Source organism: Paenarthrobacter sp. NPDC090517 (assembly GCF_044769165.1).
Lineage (GTDB): Bacteria > Actinomycetota > Actinomycetes > Actinomycetales > Micrococcaceae > Arthrobacter.
The window spans coordinates 1,351,386-1,369,929 of the sequence record NZ_JBIVXN010000001.1 but is presented as its reverse complement, the minus strand read 5'-3'; the positions used below and the strand labels follow the sequence as shown (position 1 = coordinate 1,369,929).

The following is an 18,544-nucleotide window of genomic DNA, read 5'->3' as shown; positions in this document are numbered from 1 at the left end:
CCACAAGCCAGCGCGCGGGGTTTTCCTGGTATTTGTGTCTAAATGTAGACTCCAGCCAACGGCGCGGACGCAGCGTCTTGGCACTTTGGGGGATTGCAGTGGGAACTGTTTACGTTGATTCGGGACTGCGGGTACACGGCACTTGGACGCAACCACGACGGCGGTGGTCAGCTTTTGTGGTTGCTGCCGCAGCCGCGTCACTCGCACTGGCCGGGGTCCCTGCTGCTCCCGCTTCGGCGACGCCGACAACAACCGCCAGCCAGACACCGTCGGCATCGGTAACACCCACTGCCACCAGCGCGGTAGCAGTTTGCACGAAGAGCGGCGCGACGGGCAGTAATGCAACCACGGCCTACACTGTCACCACCACCGTCAACGACGCCGGGGACGACACCAGCGCCATTCAGAACCGCATCAACACGGCAGGGGCAGCCGGGGGCGGCGTGGTCAAACTCGTAGCCGGGACCTACATCATCAACGGCAAACTCCGGATGGCGAACAACGTCAAACTTCAGGGGGCCGGCCCGGGCACGATTCTCAAAGCGGGCCCCAACTTCCTGTCCACAACGGGACCGTCAGGTGGCTACCCAATCGTCACCACTAACAACGCGACGAACACCACGATCACGAACCTCACAGCGGACCATTCGGGTAACACCCTCCCAGCGAGCGTCAACTTGGGCGGGCGCCTGGACGAGTACGTCGTTGACATCCGGGGCGGCTCGAACAACCTCGTGGATGGGGTACACGTAAGGAACCCCTTCACCTACTCCATCGTCGCCGTTGCGACCACTAAGTTCTGCGTGAAGAACAGCACTACCATCGTCGCGACGAGCGGGAAATACGACCAACTCGACGGCATCCACGTCCTGGACTCATCTTTCGGGGATGTCATCAGTAACACCATCGACCAGCGCGTCGGAACCGACGGCGACGACGGCCTCGTAGCCCACACCATCAACGGAACCACTCACGACATCAACTACATCGGGAATAAAGTTCGAGGCGGACACCGGGGCAACAGCATGCAACTGGCTGTCGGTAACCATTCCATCTACAACCTGAAAATCGCCGATAACGAGTTCTATGGGGCTCCGTACGGTATCCGCACCGGCTACTACGACAACGGCACCGGGGCGGTCAACGGGGTGGCACTGACCGGTAACTACATCCACGACCTGAAAGCCGGTCACGCGTTCCCCGACGGCAGCTACGACGCCATCCACATCGGCGACTTCGGCGCCCAAGGGCCGATCACAAACGTGGTCGCCACCAACAATAGGGCGTGTGCAGCCGGGAACATTTACGTCGCACCCGGCACCGGCAACATCAGCCAGAACAACACCATACAGACAGGAACATGCTGACTATGGACCAGGACCACTCGCCTGAGTGATGAAGGCTGGGAATTCCTACCCGGCGAAGCCCCAGCCACGGCGGACGGAGCGACCTTGGAGGACTACAAAGAAGGCATCCGGCAGCTGAAGTCCGCGGCAAGGTCACTCTGAGCGGAGGGCGTCGGCCAGGGACACCCGGTTCCGGCCGGAGGCCTTAGCGGCGTAAAGGGCAAGGTCGGCTTCACGCAAAAGCTGCTCGGTTCCCGCACGGTGACCATTGGTGAAGGCCGAGATACCCGCGCTGATGGTCAAGACGCCGTCGGGATCGCCGGAGTGCTCGATTCGCAGGGACTGCACCGCCGACCGCACACGCTCCATGACCATTCGAGCGCCGGGAGCCTCCTGATCCCGCAGGACCAGCAGGAATTCCTCGCCGCCGAACCGGTAGACGGCGTCGGATTTTCGGACCTCGCCAGCCAGGGTCGAAGCGATGGCAACAAGTGCGGCGTCGCCAGCCTGATGGCCGTAGATGTCGTTGTAGCTCTTGAAGTTATCCACGTCCACCATGGCCAGGCAGTAGTTGTGCGCAGTCACGCCCCCACCATGCAGGGCACCAAGGTCTTCGGCCAGCTTCAGCCGGTTGTGGAGCTTTGTAAGGGGATCGGTGCGGGCCTGCTCTCTCAGCGCGGAACGATACCGGGCCAGGTCTGCATGCAAAGAAGTGATGCGCTGGGCAGCCAGGAGCCTGATGTGCAGGCTGAACGGATCCAGGGGCTTGGTGACATAGTCGTCAGCCCCGGCTTCCATCCCGGCCAGTACATCCTTCCGGGAACCGTGCGAGGTCACCAGGATCACGTAGGTATACCGGTCATCTTCGACCGCCCGGATGGCGCGGCAAAGATCCAGCCCGTTGAGGCCGGGCATCATCAGGTCGGTAACAACCGCTTCCGGGCTGTGCTCCTTATAGAGCTGCCACGCCGAGTCACCATCGACGGCCACGATGCACTCGTGGCCCGACTGCTCGACGGCGGCCTTGGTGATCATCCGGGAGATCTGGTCGTCGTCAGCGATGAGGATTTTCACAGTGCTCCCGGTGAGTGTGCTTCAGTAAGTGTGCGCTCGAGTGCCTCATCCACGCGGGCAAGTTCAGGGTGCAGTTGACCCAGCAGCAGAGCCCCGGAAGATCCCAATTCCGGTCCGGCAGCGCGTCCGAGCCGTTCCAGATCCTTACAAAGGCCGGCAGCACCCACCGCTCCAATATTGGCGGCCGCGCCCGCGAGTTTGTGCGCTGCCGCTGCCAAGTCCGCGGCTTGTCCCGTTTCCAGCGCAGCACGCAAGGTAACCAAGGCTCCTTGGGAATCCTGCCGAAAAGCCCTGACTGCTTCAGGCAACAGGCCCAAACCGTCGTCCGGTCCAAGTTCGCGCAGGATCTGCAGCCGCTCGAGATCAAGAACAACAGAATCCGACGCCGGTGCTTCCGCCTGCTGTTGCGCTACGTCCGCAACAGCTGTGGCACCCAACCCGCCATCCGCCGTCGACGTTTGCGGTACCCAGCGGGAGAGGACTTCAGCAAGTTTGGCCAGATCCACGGGCTTGCTGATGTAGTCGTCCATGCCAGCAGCGAAGCAGCGCTCGCGGTCCTCATCCAACGCGCCTGCCGTCATGGCGATGATGGGTATCCGGGCGGAGTGGCCGTTGCGGGCGCGGATGGCCCGGGTCGCATCGAAGCCGTCCATGACGGGCATGTGGCAGTCCATGAGCACTGCTGCGTACGTGCCGGTCAGTGCAGCAGCAACGGCTTGTTCGCCGTCGTCCACTATGTGTACCTCGTAGCCGAGGCGGTTCGCCATGCCACGTGCCACCAGCTGGTTGACTTCGTTGTCCTCGGCCACCAGCAATCTCCCGAGCAGCGGCGCAGGATCCGTCGCTTCAACTGGGTAGGCCAGTGGGGGCGGGGAAGGTATGCCAGCGGTCTTGGTGGCCAGCACACGTAAGAGACGGTTATACAGTTCGGAGCTGCGGACGGGTTTGGTGAGGTATTCGCGAATTCCGGCCGAGGTGAGGTCGCTCCTTTCCACCTGCATGGTGGAGGTGAGCAGGATGATCCCCGGTCCGCCGGAGCCGTTGCTCTCGTCCTTGATGTTGCGGGCAAGCTGGAGGCCGTCGATATCGGGCATGCACATGTCCACTACAGCAATGTCGTAAGGGTGGCTGGACAGGGCCGCGGACCGGTACTCGTCCAGTGCGGAGGCGGCGTCGGCAACCGAGAGGGGAAACATTCCCCAGCTGGCCAGTTGCGTTTCGAGCACCAGGCGGTTGGTTGCGTTGTCGTCCACCACCAATACCCGGCGTCCGGAGAGGCTGGCAGGCAAAGACTCCGTGTCCGAGGCTGCCGGACCGACGGGGAGATCAAGGTCAAACCAAAACCTGCTGCCGACTCCCACCTCGCTGTCCAGGCCGATCCTGCCACCCATGACTTCCGTGAGGCGCCGGGAGATGGCCAAGCCTAGTCCCGTCCCTCCGTAGCGACGTGTGGTGGAGGCGTCTGCCTGGGCGAACGATTCGAAGAGTCTCTGGTGATTTTCGGTGGTGATGCCAATACCGGTGTCCCTGACCTCGAAGCGCATCGAGGCCTTGGCGGCGTCCTGGTCAAGAACGGATACCTGGACTTCCACTTCACCGGAGGGAGTGAACTTGACCGCGTTGGAAGAGAGGTTCAGGAGGATTTGGCGTATGCGGCCGGCGTCGCCCATCAGGCGAGCCGGAACGTCCGGGTGGCAGTAGGAGATGAGCTCCAGGTTCTTCCCCTGCGCAGCTTCCACAACCAGTCCCGCTACTTCTTCCACCAGCGCCCGGGGGTCGAAGACGTTGATGTCCAGATCCACTTTCCCGGCTTCGAGTTTGGAGAAGTCGAGGATGTCGTTGATGAGGGTCAGCAGGACCTCGCCGGCGCCCTTCACTCCTTGGGCGTACTGCCTCTGGCCTTCGCTGAGGGGCGTGTCCATCATGAGTGAGGTCAGGCCGATCACCGCGTTGAGGGGAGTCCGGATTTCGTGGCTCATGGTGGCCAGGAACTCGGACTTTAGGCGGCTGGCCTCCAACGCTGCTTCGCGGGCAGCGAGGAGTTCCTTCTCGACGGCTTTGCGCTCGGTGATGTCCCGGGAGATGGTGGCGACGCCGCGAATGCTGGACTCACCCCGGACAGGAGAGAGTGTCACGGACACGGGAATGACTTCTCCGTCACCGCGTAGGCGCTGGCTTTCGTAGTTCTGCACGTCGCCGCTTTGGGCGGTAACTTCCAACGCCTGGCGTTCGCTGTCCATCAGGTCCCGTGGGACGAAGAAGTCGCCTTTGCGGCCAATGGCTTCCGACGCCGGGTAGCCGAAGATGCGTTCGGCACCCGGGTTCCAGCTCGTAATAACGCCATCCGGGGTTTCGCCGATGATGGCATCGCCGGAGGAGTTGACGATCGCCCCGAGTCCCTCAAGTTCGGCGGTTCGTTGGGCAACCTTTGACTCGAGTTCGCGGGTCAGTGTCACATTTTCGACGACGATCAACACCTGCCGCACGATCACGAAACCCAGGACAGCGAGGCCGGTGACCAGCAGGATAGGGTCGTTGATGTTGATGGTTTGGCTTCGGTTGAAGAACACGGCCATGAAGACCGGGACGTATGGCAAAAGTTCCAGGATGGCCGCGTAGCTGCGGCCGTCCTTCCGGGTGCTGCTTGTTTCCGGTGCCAGTGGACTCAGAGCAACCAACAGGAAGGCAACAACCCAGCCGATTGCCAGGGGAGATCCGGTGCTGCCGGTAACACCCTCGCTGGTGAGCTTGACGTACGTGAGATCGGTCAGCGCCAAAACCAGGAAGCCAAAGCCCAGGCACATCCATGGAAGTCTTCGGCCACGGGGAGCCCTCATGGTCAGGACGATCACCAGCGAGACCATCACCACGTCCACGAACGGGTAGGCCAAGGTGGTAAGAAAAGCCAGAGTGTCAGTATTGCCTGCTGCGATCAATGGTCCAAGAACCGTGCCCCAGGCGATGAAGAGCACGGCGCTTGCCACAGTCCCGACATCCAGGACCGCCCGCCACAGCGACGCCCGTGCCCCTTCGCCCTTGGGGAGCAGGACAAGCCCGACGGCGACAGGCAACGCATAGCCAACGAACCCGATATCCGAGGCCGAGGGAAAGGGGTAGGCGTGGTCCAGTGCTACTCCGTTGAACGTCCAGAATGCTTGGGCGCAGGACCATAGCGCCAGACCTGCGACGACGAACCAGCGTGCTGCCTTGTTGTCCCGGCTCCTCCGGGCAGCGAGGGTGTGGGTGGTCAGCGCGGTGAGCGCGGCGAGAAGGATCGCCAAGTCACCCGCGAGTTGCGCCGTCGTCGTTCCTGCGCCGCTTGCCAACCCGAAAGCCAGCAGCACCAAACAAACCGCAGCGGGCACCAGAAAGAGTGGCCAAACCTGTTGCAACGACGAGCGCACTGGAAGAACCCCGTGCTTCACTCCTGCCACTGAACCCCTGCCTTCGAACGTGGCCCCACCCAAAAGCGAACAACGCGTCTTGCCTGCGCTGAGGAGAGCATACGCCGAAAACCCCAACTAAGTAGCAGTTAATGCCGTTTTGAGCCCTCAAAACGGCATTAACTGCTACTTAGTTGGGTAGGCCTGCGTGGGTTAGGGCTGCGGGGTGAGGGCCTTCGAGTAGATCGTTGCTCCCAAAGCGTTGCGCAGGCTCACCGTGAACACACCGTCCGGAGCGAGGTCCACGTGCCCAAAGTACTGGTTCTCGCCGTCACGCGGTGACTCGCCCGGGAAGCGCCCGGCCTTGGCAAAAAGGACTTCGGGTCCGAAAGTCCTGTCCATCTCGCTCGGACCGAAGGAGCCGGCGTTGATGGGCCCGGCGACGAACTCCCAAAAGGGGTCGAAGTCAGTGAACGACGCCCGCTCGGGTGAGTAGTGGTGGGCGGCGCAATAGTGCACGTCAGCGGTCAGCCACACGGTGTTCTTGACGCCGTACTTCTTGAAGGCGCTGAGCACACCGGCAATTTCCAGCTCGCGTCCCAGAGGAGCACCCGGGTCACGGTTGGCCAGGCTTTCCTGGTTCACAGCGCCATCGGGCACGATGATGCCCAGGGGCAGGTCCGCGGCGATCACCTTCCATGTCGCTTTGGACTTGCGGACTTCCTTGATCAGCCAGTCCACCTGTTCCTGGCCCAGGATGTTGGTGGCGTAGGGTTCCTTGCCGTCGGTGTTGGGGGACTTGAAGGTCCTCATGTCCAGGCAGAAGATGTCCAGCTGCGGGCCGCGGGAGATTTTCCGGTAGATGCGTGCGGGCTGGTACTGGCCGGCGTCGTACGTTCCGGGGCGCCAGAGTGCGGCGGCGTCGGCGATCGGCATGTTCTCCTGCCACGCCTGCCGGCCACGTGCTGCCAGGACATTGACGTTCCGCTCGGTGTAGCGGGGGTCATCCAGGATTTCGCCGGGGTACCAGTTGTTGGTGGTTTCGTGGTCGTCCCACTGCGCGATCACCGGCACGTCGGCGAACATGGCCCGCATGTTGGCGTCCAGGGAGTTGTAGCGGTGGCGGCCCCGGTACTCTTTCAGGGTTTCGGCCACTTTGGTGACTTCCTCGGTGACGATGTTCCGCCACACCTGGCCGTCCTTCTCAGTCACGGTGGCGGCGATGGGGCCGTCGGCATAGATGGTGTCGCCCGAGTGGATGAAGAAATCGGGCTTCGTGGCGTGCATGGCTTTGTAGCCCCGCATGCCGCCGAGTTCCTCGTTGATGCCCCAGCCTTGGCCGGCGGTGTCACCGGTCCAGACGAAGGATTGCCCGTTCGACGACGAACTGCCGCCGCCGCGTGCGTCTTCAGTGCCGCCGTCGTGCTTTCCGTTAGCGGAACCCGGCGCCGTGCTGAAGGTGCCACGAACTGCTTCGCCGGGACCGTTCTCGTCCTCGAAGGTCAGTTCCAACGCGAAGCGTGTCCCTGCGGGAAGGCCCTTGGCATGGATTTTGGCGGTGAAGTCGCTGGCGTCCGTGGCCAAAGGTCCGCGGATGGTGCGGCTGAAACCGTAGCGTCCGCGAAGGATCTCACCTGCGCTGTCCACCGCCTGAAGCTGTGCCCTGAGTCGGCCGGGGCCGGAAGCGCGGGACCAGAGGACCGCTGAGTCCGTTGTCACGTCGCCGGTGGCAATCCCCGTGGGAAGTGTGAGCCGCTTGCGCACCAGTGGGATGGCGGAAGGGGTAGCGGACGCGGGTGCGGCGGCGCCGGTGGCAACGCCGGCGAGGGCGAGCGTGGCAAGGGAAGTCTTGACGAGTGAGCGGCGCGAGAGGTCAGTCATGGTTCCACAGTGCGTGGCCTGCGTGAACGGAGGGTGAGGGCGAGGTGAAACCCAGCTGTCCCGCATTGGTGGCTGTCGGGTAGTTCCTACTCGTGCGCCGCACATCGCCTTATTCCTCTCTTTCGCTCTGGGCAGGGAGCTGCCCCTACAAGACGCCAACGCTTGACTGAAATCACCCGCTCCGCATATTCTGAACGAACGGTCGGTAATTTATTAGGAGCAACCATGGCATCGCAGAATCTGCAGTCAGTGCCCGCTGAGCTGTCCCCGGAAGAGCAGGAGCGGGAGGCAGCCGGACAGGCGTATTTTGATCGCATCATTTCGGAGGACTCGCGCATCGAACCGCGCGACTGGATGCCGGCGGCTTACCGCAAGACTTTGCTGCGCCAGATCTCGCAGCACGCGCACTCGGAAATCATTGGCATGCAGCCGGAAGCAAACTGGATCACCAGGGCACCGAGCCTGAAGCGCAAGTCCATCCTCATGGCCAAGGTCCAGGACGAGGCGGGCCACGGCTTGTACCTTTACTCGGCCGCTGAGACCCTGGGCCAGTCCCGGGACCAGATGATGGAAGATCTGATTGCCGGCAAGGCCCGGTACTCGTCCATCTTCAATTACCCCACGATTTCCTGGGCTGACATGGGGGCCATCGGCTGGCTTGTTGATGGTGCCGCCATCTGCAACCAGGTTCCCCTGTGCCGTGCCTCGTACGGTCCTTACGGTCGCGCAATGGTGCGCATCTGCAAGGAAGAATCATTTCACCAGCGCCAGGGCTTCGAAATCCTGCTGGAGCTTTCCAACGGCACGCCTGCGCAGAAGCAGATGGCCCAGGACGCAGTGAACCGCTGGTACGCGCCGTCACTGATGATGTTCGGCCCGCCGGATGACGATTCACCCAACTCCAAGCAGTCCATGGCATGGAACATCAAGCGGTTCAGCAATGACGAGCTGCGTAGCCGGTTCGTCGGCATGATGGTGGAGCAGGTGCGGGTCCTCGGCCTGACCCTGCCCGACAAGGACATCCGTTTCAACGAAGAAACCAAGAAGTGGGAGCACGGACCCCTGGACTGGAACGAGTTCAAGGAAGTCCTGGCCGGCCGCGGTCCCTGCAACTCGCAGCGCGTCGAGCGCCGCCGTGAGGCACACGAAAACGGTGCCTGGGTTCGCGAAGCCGCAGTGGCTTACGCCCGCAAGCAAGCACAGAAAGAGAACGCAGCATAATGGCTCCTCACGGCAACCCGGAAGCACCGGCCAGCGCCGCCAGCGAAATCAACCGCGAGGCCCCCAAGGTTGCGGCAACAAACGCTGAAGGCACGACGACGGCACCCACCTCAGGCCCGGACGCCACCTCGCGTGGCGCGAAGGAAGAATCTCCTTGGTCCCTCTGGGAGGTCTTCGTCCGCTCGAGCCGCGGCCTGTCCCACGTCCATGCCGGTTCCCTGCACGCGCCGGATGCGGCCATGGCCCTCCGGAACGCCCGCGATCTGTACACGCGCCGCAACGAAGGCGTCTCCATCTGGGTTGTCCCGGCCGAGGCGATTTCCTCCAGCGATCCCGACTCCAAGGGTTCCTTCTTCGAGTCCCCGCAGGGCAAGGATTACCGCCACGCAACGTACTACACCAAGAGCGAAGGCGTGAAGCACCTGTGAGCACTCAAGAGACTGCTAAAGACACCGACTTCGCCATTGAAGGCCACGGCGACATCTCCGTTGGCGTCCACGGTGCCGGCGCATCCGGCGATGGCTCGGCCAGCGCCACCCGAATCACCCCGGGAAATGCGCTGCGTCCGGAGGACATCGCCCTCGAAATCCAGCGAGGGCAGGTCAAGCCCAGCGAGGATGTTGCAGAGTTTGCCCTGCGCATTGGCGACGATGGCCTGATCCTCGCCCAGCGTCTGGGCCACTGGATTTCCCGTGCTCCTGAGCTCGAGGAAGACATCGCCTTGGGCAACATCGCCTTGGACCAGTTGGGCCATGCGCGCTCCTTCTTGACCTACGCAGGGGCCGCTTGGGAGAAGTCCGAGGATGACCTCGCCTACTTCCGTCGCGAGCACGAGTTCCGTTCCGCCCACTTGTTTGAGCAGCCCAACGGCGACTTCGCGGTGACCATTGCCCGGCAGTTCATCGTGAGTTTTTACCAGTACGAGCTCTACACCAAGCTCATGGAGTCCACCGACGCCACCATCGCAGCCATCTCCGCGAAGGCAGTGAAGGAAGTCGATTACCACCGCGATCACAGCGTGCAGTGGGTGCTTCGCCTGGCCGGCGGCACGGATGAGTCCCGGGCACGCATCATCCAGGGCTTCAAGCTCGTGTGGCCGTATGTGGACGAACTCTTCGAAGACGACGAACTGACCACCCGCCTGGCCCAGGCTGGCGTCACTGTTCAGCCTTCAAGCCTGCGCGCAGAATTCGATCGCCTCACCGGAGAAATCATGGCCGAAGCGGAGCTGGAAATTCCCGGCGTCCCGCAGGCTCTGGGCGGCGGACGCGAAGGCAAGCACTCCGAATTCCTGGGCTACATCCTCGCTGAAATGCAGGTCCTGGCCCGCGAGCACCCCGGCGCGAGCTGGTGAGCAGCATGACGACTCTGTCGCGGACGCAGGAAAAGACCGCTGAGCAGCGGGCCTGGGAAATCGCGTCTACAGTGTGTGACCCGGAGATCCCGGTCCTCACCATCGAGGACCTGGGGATCCTCCGCGGCGTGCGGGTTGTCCCGGCGGCAGCCCCAGCAGCCGACTCGACCCAAGCAGCGGGGCAGCACGACGGCGGCGCCTCAAGTGCCGCCGTCGAGGTCACCATCACGCCTACCTACTCCGGCTGTCCGGCGATGGACGCCATCGGTGACGATCTGCGCAAGGCCTTTGAGAACGAGGGCTACGCCAGCGTGCACATCAACCTGGTGTTGTCTCCGGCGTGGACCACGGACTGGATGACCGAATCCGGCAAGGCCAAGCTGGAGGAATACGGGATCGCCCCGCCCACTGGCATGGCTGCCGCAGGTGGCCATTCCGGTCCCGTCCGCCTGAGCCTGGCCGTGAAATGCCCGCAGTGTTCGTCGTTGAACACCAAGGAACTCACCCGCTTTGGTTCCACATCCTGCAAGGCGTTGTTCGTCTGCCAGGACTGCAAGGAACCGTTCGACTACTTCAAAGTCCTCTAAGGAATTCCATGACAACCGAAACCCAGACGGCCAGCCGCCGTCGTGCGTCTTTCCACAACCTGACCGTCTCGGGGGTCCGGCGCCTGACGGACGATGCCATTGAGGTTACGTTCGGGGTTCCGGCCGAGTTGGCAGGGCAGTACGACTACCTGCCTGGCCAGTACGTGGCCCTGCGCACCACGCTTCCGGATGAGCAGGGCGAGCAGCACGAGGTCCGCCGCAGTTACTCGATTTGCGCAGAGCCGCGCAGCTTCGAGGACGGCAGCAGCGAGATCCGCGTGGCCATCAAAAAGGATCTTGGTGGCCTCTTCTCCACCTGGGCAAACGCCGAATTGAAGGCCGGAGACGTCCTGGATGTGATGAGCCCGCAGGGTGCGTTCATCTCGCGACACGGCAAGGACGGCGCGTCAGTCCAGCACAACGTCATGAACTCCATGAACCACCCGGAGGAGCTCGCGGGGGAGCCGGGTAACTTCGTGGCGATCGCTGCGGGTTCCGGCATCACACCGGTTATCGCGATTGCCCGCACGCTGCTGGCTGCGAATCCGGAGACCACCTTTGACCTCGTGTACGCCAACAAAGCTGCCATGGACGTCATGTTCCTTGAGGAGTTGGCGGACCTGAAGGACAAGTACCCGTCGCGCCTGGCGCTGCATCACGTGTTGTCCCGCGAGCAGCGGATCGCTCCGCTGATGACGGGCCGTATCGATTCGGAAAAGCTGCAGGCGCTGCTCAGCAGTGCCATCCGTGCCGAGGATGTGGACGAGTGGTTCTTGTGCGGGCCGTTCGAGCTGGTGCAGCTCTGCCGTGACACCCTTGCTGCCAGGGGCGTAGAGCCTGAGCATGTTCGCTTCGAGTTGTTCACCACAGGCCGTCCGGACCGTCCCGAGGGCAACGCCGGCCGACCCGTTGTGGAGGACGAGTCGCAGGACACGTACAAGATCACGTTTACGTTGGATGGTCTCACCGGCGACGTCGCCAGCCCCACCCACGCCCGCGAATCGATCCTCAACGCTGCCTTGCGTGTTCGCCCGGACGTTCCCTTCGCCTGCGCCGGTGGTGTCTGTGGCACCTGCCGTGCCAAGCTGATCACCGGTACGGTGACCATGGATGAGAACTACGCCCTTGAGCAGGACGAGCTGGACAAGGGCTACGTCCTCACCTGCCAGTCCCACCCCACCAGCGAAGAAGTTACCGTCGACTTCGACGTCTAAGGAGTCCCCATGATCGAGCTCTCCATTGCCAGCGGTATTGCCGAAATCGTCCTCAATTACCCGGACAAGCTGAACTCGCTCAACGAGGACGCGCTCGCCGAACTGGACAAAGCGTACGACGACGCTGCTGCCGCCGCCTCCCGCGGTGAGGTGCGGGCGCTGCTGCTTCGCGGAGAGGGACGCGCCTTCTGTGCCGGCCGTGACATCTCAGGAGTGACGCCGGAGACAGATGATGCCCAGGCGTACCTCGGCGGACTCGTTGAACCATTGCTGAAGAAGATGGCAGCGTTTCCGGCACCGACCTTTGCGGCAGCCCACGGGGCTTGCCTTGGGGTCGGGCTGGGGCTGCTGCTGGCCACGGACGTTGTGTACGTGGCGGACAACGCCAAGTTCGGCTCACCTTTCGCCAAGCTCGGTGCCACCTTGGATTCGGGCGGCCACTGGTACTTTACGGAGCGCCTGGGCATGCACCGCACGCTGGACCTGATCTACACTGCCGATCTCATTTCCGGTGCGGAAGCCGTGGAGCAGGGGATGTTCAGCCGGGCAATGCCGGCGGATTCCCTTTTGCCGGTGACCCGGGAGATCGTTGCCCGTGTGGCGACCGGGGCCACCGGCGCGTTTATTGCCTCCAAAGAACTGGTGGCCCACATCCGTGACCAGCGCTTGGGCTTGTGGGCATCCATGGCCGAGGAAAACACGGAGCAGGCACGGCTCTGCAAGACCGACGATTACGCCGAGGGTTTCCGTGCCTTCCAGGAGAAGCGGGCACCGGTCTTCAAGGGCTAGGTTCCTTGCGCGCAACGGGTCCCGCCCTTGTTCGCACCCCTCACCGTTGTACGGCGAGTAGGCCGGACAGAGGCAGGTTTCGTGAGGCTCGCTTAGACAGATTCCTTGAGGAGCTTGTAGCCGGCCACTTTCCCTTCCAAGGAGAGGACGGCCATGTCTTGGTCCGGAGTGCTCACGTCGGTGAGGGCACCATAGGTATATGCCGCGGACGGGGACCCGCTTTTGAGGCATGGAAATGCGACAAGTGAGCCGGTGCCGATGTCGCCGCCAGGTTGGTCTTTGAAGGGCCCGTTCGGTGGCAAGGTGTAGGTGGTTGCTTTCGTGCAAACAAAAGCATCGTCGAAGCTTGCCCCACTGGGTTTGCCGGTCCGGGCGTCCAACAGGGCCGACGAATAGTAGGTGCCGGCAATCACAAAGTCGCCGTGGCCCGCTGAAGGGATTAGGCCGGTGGTATCCCAACTGTGAACTTCCACCGGTTTGCTTTCCCAAGCGGCTTCGCCGGTGATGGGATCGTAGCCCACCACCTTCGAGTGTCCGCCCACGTATTTCCCTGCGGGAAATTCAACGGAGCCGTCTACATACTCGCACCGAACAGGAAAAGCGTCCCCGTCCTCCAGCTTGGAAGAAGCCGTGCCCACAGTCTTGGCGCATTCGAGCTGTGAACCATCAGCAGCCCAGAGAACCCGCCCGCTGGATGCCCGGAAGCCTACCGTTTTGGTGGTTTCCCGGAGGTCCAGTGAAAAGGTTTGTTCCGTAAATTCCTGGGGTGCGAAGTTTGTTGGGTTGATGCCAACGGAACCGATGTAGAGATCCAATTTTTCCGAGTGGATGAAGTGCCAGCCCATGTCTGTGGTGGCCCCCTTCCCGAAAATGCTCTCCGTCTCCACCTCCCACAGGACCTCGCCGTAAGAGACATGGGCCAGGGTTTCAACTCCACCCGCTTGCACCGAGTACAGTTCTTTCCCGACCGGCCGGAAGTCCCCCTTAAGCGGGTTCACTTCAGGTCCGGACAGATCATCGCCGGTTTCCAAGTCCACCCAATGTTCCACTGTCCCGGACATTTCGTCGAAGGCGATGAAGCACATGTCCTGCAACTCGTCGCAAGCAAAGGGACGTGTACTAACTAGTTCTGCCCGCCCGCGGTAGAGCTCATGCCCGGTGCGCAGGTCAAAGGCCACCGGGGCAGTCCACCACTCGTAGCCGCTGTTGTTGGGCGGAGGAGCCGTAGCCTGCAGGAAGATGGCGGCACTCTTTCCTGCAGCGGTCCTGGTGACAACAGGTTCAAGGGGAACAGAAGGCGCGTCGAGCCCGGGGTGAACCGGTTGTTTCCACAGTTCCTTGCCCGTGGCGACGGATAGCGCGTGGGCCTCCACACCACCGGCCGCACGGGCGTAAACCAAGGCAACGCCATCAGCCACCACAGGTTGGCCGATGGCATCGAGCGGTACTTCCCAGGCCGCCGTCGTGATTTCCGTGCTTCTCTCCACCGGAGAAGTGCTGGGAGGTGGAGTGGTTGCGGCGGGTACCCCCGGAAGGGGAATGATGGTGCACGCGGACAGCAGGATGGCAGCACCTACGGCCGCGGCGCCGAATCGAGCTGGCTTCAAGCGTTCAAAGAAACGTCCGGATCGGGACTGAATCATGGTTCCCCCAGGAACATCCATGGTTCAGCACCTGCAGGGCGTAGTTCCAAACCAGAAAAGGCCAACAAGACGTGGCTCAGATAGAGAATACAAGGCGCGCGGCTTAAACTTAGCTACACGTATGAAACGCGCTTAGCGGATCAGCGTGCTGAGAACGGAGAGTGCCATGCTCCAGATGATCATGTGCAAGCTAAACCTCCACCACCGTTGGCATGTGGAATCCGCGGAGGATGGTTCCGGCCGGTACAGGCGATGCACACGCTGCGGCAAATTCGACCGCGACTGGGACGGCAGCGGCTTTATGCACTGAAGTTCATCCGCCCCTGATCCCAAGGGGAAGCCTCAAGACAAGACCAGCATCACTTGCTGTCATCTAAGCAGGTCCAGGACAGCGCGGACCATGCTGTCGGTGTCCACCCCGTGGTAGCGATAGACGTCGTCGATACCACCCGCCTGGCCGAAGGTGTGGACGCCGAGGTTGCGGCTTTTGACTTGGTGCACGTTGGCGAGGAACGCAAGGGTGTGAGGGTGGCCGTCCAGCACGGTGACCATGGGGACGGCGCGTTCGGCTGGCAGGATTTGATCCAGGATCCAGGACGGTGCGTCCCGGTTCTGTCCGTTGCGGCCCTGCAGCGCTTCGTAGAGTAGGCCGGGACTCGTAACGCAGACGACGTCCACGGGAGTGCCTTGCGCGGCGAGGCGTTCGGAGGCCGCCAGCGCTTCGGGGACCAATGCGCCCATGGCGACGATCGTGGCGGTCGGTGTCGCGGCCGCGCGCAGCAGCATGTAGCCTCCAGCCACCACTTGGCGACGGCGACGCTCACGGGCGGCGGGATCCTTGGGGACCGCGGCCAGTTGTTGGTCGACGGGTTTTGTGGAGAGACGCAGGTAGGCGGATTTGCCGTCCGGTCGTCCGAGTTGGGACATGGAGGCGAGCAACGTCCACTCGACATCGATCGCGAAGGCCGGTTCGTAGCTGGTGCAGCCGGGCTGTTCGAGGCCGATGGAAGGTGTCTTGATGGACTGGTGGGCGCCGCCTTCGGGTGCCAGCGTCACGCCCGACGGCGTCCCTATCAGGATGGACTGCCCGCCGGCGTAAATGCCGTAGGACCATGGTTCCAAGGCTCGCTCAACGAACGGGTCGTAGAGCACGCCGATCGGAAACAACGGCTGACCCCAACGGCTCCAGGTTGCGCCAAGTTCGCCCAGAAGGCTGACAAGGTTAACTTCGGCTATGCCGAGTTCGATGTGCTGCCCGGTGGGCTTTTCACGCCAGTGCATCACCGTCTCGGTATCGTCGCTGAACCAGTTCCGGCGCTCTTCCACTGACCACACGCCCACCTTGTTCAGCCAGCCGGCGAGGTTGGTGCTGGAACTCACGTCCGGGCTAACGGTCACCAGTCGGCGCGCCACATCAGGCGCCGCACGGGTGACGTCCAGCAGGGTACGGCCCAGAGCCGCCTGCGTGGTTGCTGTGCCCGAGGGCGTCCTGCCGAAATCTGCCGGTACTGAGGGCGGATCGACCGATGTTTGCGCGGAACGTTGAAGGGTTTCGGCCGTTACTCCCACCAGTTGCCCTTCGGTGCTTGCGGGATCGAACCGCGTCCAAGGCGCGTCGGGGTTCTCGCCCATTCTGTGGGCGAGCTGGCGGTACTGATCGATAGTAAGCAGCGAGGAGTGGTTTTGCGGATGCCCTTCGGTGGGCAGCCCGTTGCCCTTGACCGTGTAGGCGATGATGACGGTGGGGCGGGTGTCATCGATCTGCGCGTAGGCCTCGCGCAACGCTGCGAGGTCGTGCCCGCCCAGGTTCCTGATGGCCCGGGTCAGGACCTGGTCCTCGACGCCGGCAATAAGTTCCGCGATGGCCGCACCCCCGGCGCCCTCACCCGGGAGCCTGCGGCGCAGCTCCTCGGCGGAGCAGCGCAGAAGCCGCTGGTATTCGGGATTGGACATCTCAACAATGCGTTTCCTGAGTGCTTCGCCTCCAGGCATGGCCATAAGACTCTCCAAAAGATGGCCGAAACGCACGGTAATGACCTGCCAACCAGCGGCCTCGAAGAGGCGCTCGATTTTGCCCGCGGCAATGTTTGGCACCACCCGGTCAAGGGACTGCCTGTTCAGGTCTACGATCCAGACGATCTCGCCAAGATCCGCAACGTTCGAGTCCAACACGGCTTCCCAGACGGCGCCCTCGTCCAATTCGGCGTCGCCGACGAGCGAGTACTGGCGCCCACGGTTCGGTGTGCCGCTCACAGTCTCGATGTAACGCCGCGAAATGGCACCCCAGATCGGCGCGGTGGCACCGATACCGACGGAGCCCGTGGAGTAGTCAACGGGATCCGGATCCTTGGCGCGGCTGGGATAGCTCTGCAGCCCGCCGAACTCACGCAGCGTTGTGAGGTACTTTTCATCCAAGCTGCCCAGCAGATAGTTGATGCTGTGGAGTACGGGTGAGGCATGAGGCTTCACCGAGACACGGTCCTCGGCGCGAAGCTGCCCGAACCACAGCGAGGTCATGATCGTGGCCATGGAGGCACTCGAGGCCTGGTGCCCGCCTACCTTGATGCCGGATGTGTTGGGGCGCACTCTGTTTGCATGGTGGATGATGGATGTCGCAAGCCACAGAACGCGGCGCTCGATCGCCGCAAGTGCTTCCAGCTGGGGGTTCTCGAGGGTTGAGGCGGTGTTCGCCGCCAGGTCATCGCTGACTGGGGTCACGTTCATTGGATGCCTTAAAGGGTGTGTTGGTGGTTAGGGGGAAACGCGAGTAGTTATTGGGCGATCAGTAGTCCGCGCTTGAGGACTCCAAGAGGTGTTGCGAGAGTGCTGACGTCCTGCATGGGGTCCGCCGCGGTGACGATGAGGTCGGCCCAAAGGCCGGGCCGAATGAGGCCCACCTGCGTCTCCATCCCGAGCATGTCGGCGGCTTCACACGTGGCAGACTTCAACGCCTGCTGTGCTGCCAGTCCGGCGTCGACATAGCGTTCCAGCTCGCGGACAAGGAGGTCGAAAGTGACGTGGGCAGGGCCTGCGTCCGTCCCTGCCACGATTGACACGCCGGAGTGGAGGAACTCGGTCACGTTGGTAAACCGCGATTCCAACCGGGCTACCACATTGCGGTCCTGGGGGTTGGATAGTACTGGGTGTCCCTCCCGCAATTGCCGGGAAACGATGTCCGCTGAAATGACGGTAGGGACAACGTGGATCCCGGCATCGGCGGCCCTGCGCAATAGCTCGCGATCCGGAGCGCACTGCTCGTCCGGCCCCAGCATCGAGGCGTGCTCCAACGAGTGCACGCGGGCCTCGATGCAGGCGGCCATTGAGGAACTGGCATGGGCATGGGCTGCAGTCCTCATGCCGTAGGAGGCGGCGATGACCACCGCCTCACGGAGCAGGATGGGATCGAATTCAAAGACGCTTGGACTGGTTCCGGGAGTAAATCCGCCGCCGCTGGCCATGAGCTTGATCCAGGTGGCACCGGCCGCGTGCTGTTCGGCGATGATCGCCTCGACGTCGTGACGTGTGCGTACCTCTCCGCCCATGTCGTGTCCATGCCCGCCTACCCGGCAGATCGGCGCACCGCAGTGAACCACGGTGGCGACATCGGACACCATGCCCAGGGCTGCCCTGATAGGAGCAAGCAGGTGCCTGGGTGTCCCGCAGTCCCGCACCGTGGTTATCCCGGCACGAAGCGCAATCCGCGCATTCGCAACAACCTGCGCAACGATCTCGTCATCGCTGCTGCGCTGATAGGTTCCCCTGGGGTCATCACCACCATCGAAGGCCAGGTGAACATGGGCATCCATCAGTCCGGGAGCCACGAACCTGCCCTTGAGGTCCAGGACGCTGCCCGTGCCCGGTTCACTGCCTGCAGGAACAATACGGGAGATCTGCCCTGCCTGTAGCCACACATCGCTCAGGGAACCGGAGGTGCCCGATTCGGGGTCAACAACACGTGCATTGAGCAGCACAGTGACGTCGTCGCCTGTCCGGGCTGCGCGGCTGACGCTGTACGGTACGGGACGGTCCGTCACATCAAAGGTGATGGTCAT

The 18,544-nt window shown here is 62.7% G+C and carries 13 protein-coding genes; 7 read left to right on the top strand and 6 right to left on the bottom strand.

The window, feature by feature from the left end; genetic code table 11:
- The first annotated feature begins 98 nt into the window (after positions 1 to 98).
- A complete protein-coding gene (locus ACIQTW_RS06330) occupies positions 99 to 1,367 on the top strand; it encodes a hypothetical protein (RefSeq protein ID WP_402934948.1) in 1,269 nt (422 codons plus the stop codon).
- Between the two features lie 132 nt (positions 1,368 to 1,499).
- On the opposite strand, the gene ACIQTW_RS06325 is transcribed toward ACIQTW_RS06330, so the two are convergent.
- From ACIQTW_RS06325 to ACIQTW_RS06315, 3 genes are all read right to left on the bottom strand, one after another.
- The gene (locus tag ACIQTW_RS06325; protein WP_402934945.1) at positions 1,500 to 2,420 is read right to left on the bottom strand and encodes a diguanylate cyclase; all 921 of its coding nucleotides are present in this window, start codon (positions 2,418 to 2,420) and stop codon (positions 1,500 to 1,502) included.
- Positions 2,417 to 5,785, bottom strand: coding sequence for a response regulator (locus tag ACIQTW_RS06320; protein ID WP_402934942.1), 3,369 nt, complete (start codon positions 5,783 to 5,785; stop codon positions 2,417 to 2,419). The genes ACIQTW_RS06325 and ACIQTW_RS06320 overlap by 4 nt, the downstream gene beginning before the upstream one ends.
- Positions 5,786 to 6,016: 231 nt before the next feature.
- On the bottom strand, positions 6,017 to 7,684 hold the full coding sequence (locus tag ACIQTW_RS06315; RefSeq protein WP_402934939.1) for an alkaline phosphatase D family protein: 1,668 nt from the start codon (positions 7,682 to 7,684) through the stop codon (positions 6,017 to 6,019).
- 225 nt (positions 7,685 to 7,909) lie between these two features.
- On the opposite strand from ACIQTW_RS06315, the gene paaA reads away from it, so the two are divergent.
- The 6 genes from paaA to ACIQTW_RS06285 are packed head-to-tail and all read left to right on the top strand — an operon-like array spanning position 7,910 to position 12,849.
- On the top strand, positions 7,910 to 8,905 hold the full coding sequence (gene paaA / locus ACIQTW_RS06310) for a 1,2-phenylacetyl-CoA epoxidase subunit PaaA (protein WP_024817856.1): 996 nt from the start codon (positions 7,910 to 7,912) through the stop codon (positions 8,903 to 8,905).
- On the top strand, positions 8,905 to 9,333 hold the full coding sequence (paaB, locus tag ACIQTW_RS06305; protein WP_402934936.1) for a 1,2-phenylacetyl-CoA epoxidase subunit PaaB: 429 nt from the start codon (positions 8,905 to 8,907) through the stop codon (positions 9,331 to 9,333). The genes paaA and paaB overlap by 1 nt, the downstream gene beginning before the upstream one ends.
- Positions 9,330 to 10,259, top strand: a complete 930-nt coding sequence (gene paaC / locus ACIQTW_RS06300; RefSeq protein ID WP_402934933.1) for a 1,2-phenylacetyl-CoA epoxidase subunit PaaC — start codon at positions 9,330 to 9,332, stop codon at positions 10,257 to 10,259. The genes paaB and paaC overlap by 4 nt, the downstream gene beginning before the upstream one ends.
- Before the next feature lie 5 nt (positions 10,260 to 10,264).
- Positions 10,265 to 10,846, top strand: coding sequence for a 1,2-phenylacetyl-CoA epoxidase subunit PaaD (gene paaD / locus ACIQTW_RS06295; protein ID WP_402934931.1), 582 nt, complete (start codon positions 10,265 to 10,267; stop codon positions 10,844 to 10,846).
- An 8-nt stretch (positions 10,847 to 10,854) separates the two neighbouring features.
- The gene (paaE, locus tag ACIQTW_RS06290) at positions 10,855 to 12,060 is read left to right on the top strand and encodes a 1,2-phenylacetyl-CoA epoxidase subunit PaaE (RefSeq protein ID WP_402934928.1); all 1,206 of its coding nucleotides are present in this window, start codon (positions 10,855 to 10,857) and stop codon (positions 12,058 to 12,060) included.
- A gap of 9 nt (positions 12,061 to 12,069) precedes the next feature.
- Positions 12,070 to 12,849, top strand: coding sequence for an enoyl-CoA hydratase/isomerase family protein (locus ACIQTW_RS06285; protein WP_402934926.1), 780 nt, complete (start codon positions 12,070 to 12,072; stop codon positions 12,847 to 12,849).
- Positions 12,850 to 12,941: 92 nt separating this feature from the next.
- Here the strand turns inward: ACIQTW_RS06285 and ACIQTW_RS06280 are convergent, their stop codons facing one another.
- From ACIQTW_RS06280 to ACIQTW_RS06270, 3 genes are all read right to left on the bottom strand, one after another.
- Complete coding sequence (locus ACIQTW_RS06280; RefSeq protein ID WP_402934923.1) at positions 12,942 to 14,513, bottom strand: hypothetical protein; 1,572 nt, start codon at positions 14,511 to 14,513, stop codon at positions 12,942 to 12,944.
- Positions 14,514 to 14,861: 348 nt separating this feature from the next.
- Entirely contained in the window at positions 14,862 to 17,216 is a 2,355-nt protein-coding gene (locus ACIQTW_RS06275) for a transketolase-like TK C-terminal-containing protein (protein ID WP_402934920.1), read from the bottom strand.
- A gap of 47 nt (positions 17,217 to 17,263) precedes the next feature.
- The gene (locus ACIQTW_RS06270; RefSeq protein ID WP_402934917.1) at positions 17,264 to 18,544 is read right to left on the bottom strand and encodes an amidohydrolase family protein; all 1,281 of its coding nucleotides are present in this window, start codon (positions 18,542 to 18,544) and stop codon (positions 17,264 to 17,266) included.

Excerpts from the sequence above, each read along its gene's own strand:
- ACIQTW_RS06275 (WP_402934920.1), bottom strand. The coding sequence starts at position 17,216 with ATGAACGTGACCCCAGTCAGCGATGACCTGGCGGCGAACACCGCCTCA.
- ACIQTW_RS06280 (WP_402934923.1), bottom strand. The coding sequence starts at position 14,513 with ATGGATGTTCCTGGGGGAACCATGATTCAGTCCCGATCCGGACGTTTC.
- ACIQTW_RS06285 (WP_402934926.1), top strand. The coding sequence starts at position 12,070 with ATGATCGAGCTCTCCATTGCCAGCGGTATTGCCGAAATCGTCCTCAAT.
- paaE (WP_402934928.1), top strand. The coding sequence starts at position 10,855 with ATGACAACCGAAACCCAGACGGCCAGCCGCCGTCGTGCGTCTTTCCAC.
- ACIQTW_RS06315 (WP_402934939.1), bottom strand. The coding sequence starts at position 7,684 with ATGACTGACCTCTCGCGCCGCTCACTCGTCAAGACTTCCCTTGCCACG.
- paaB (WP_402934936.1), top strand. The coding sequence starts at position 8,905 with ATGGCTCCTCACGGCAACCCGGAAGCACCGGCCAGCGCCGCCAGCGAA.
- paaD (WP_402934931.1), top strand. The coding sequence starts at position 10,265 with ATGACGACTCTGTCGCGGACGCAGGAAAAGACCGCTGAGCAGCGGGCC.
- ACIQTW_RS06270 (WP_402934917.1), bottom strand. The coding sequence starts at position 18,544 with ATGACCATCACCTTTGATGTGACGGACCGTCCCGTACCGTACAGCGTC.
- paaA (WP_024817856.1), top strand. The coding sequence starts at position 7,910 with ATGGCATCGCAGAATCTGCAGTCAGTGCCCGCTGAGCTGTCCCCGGAA.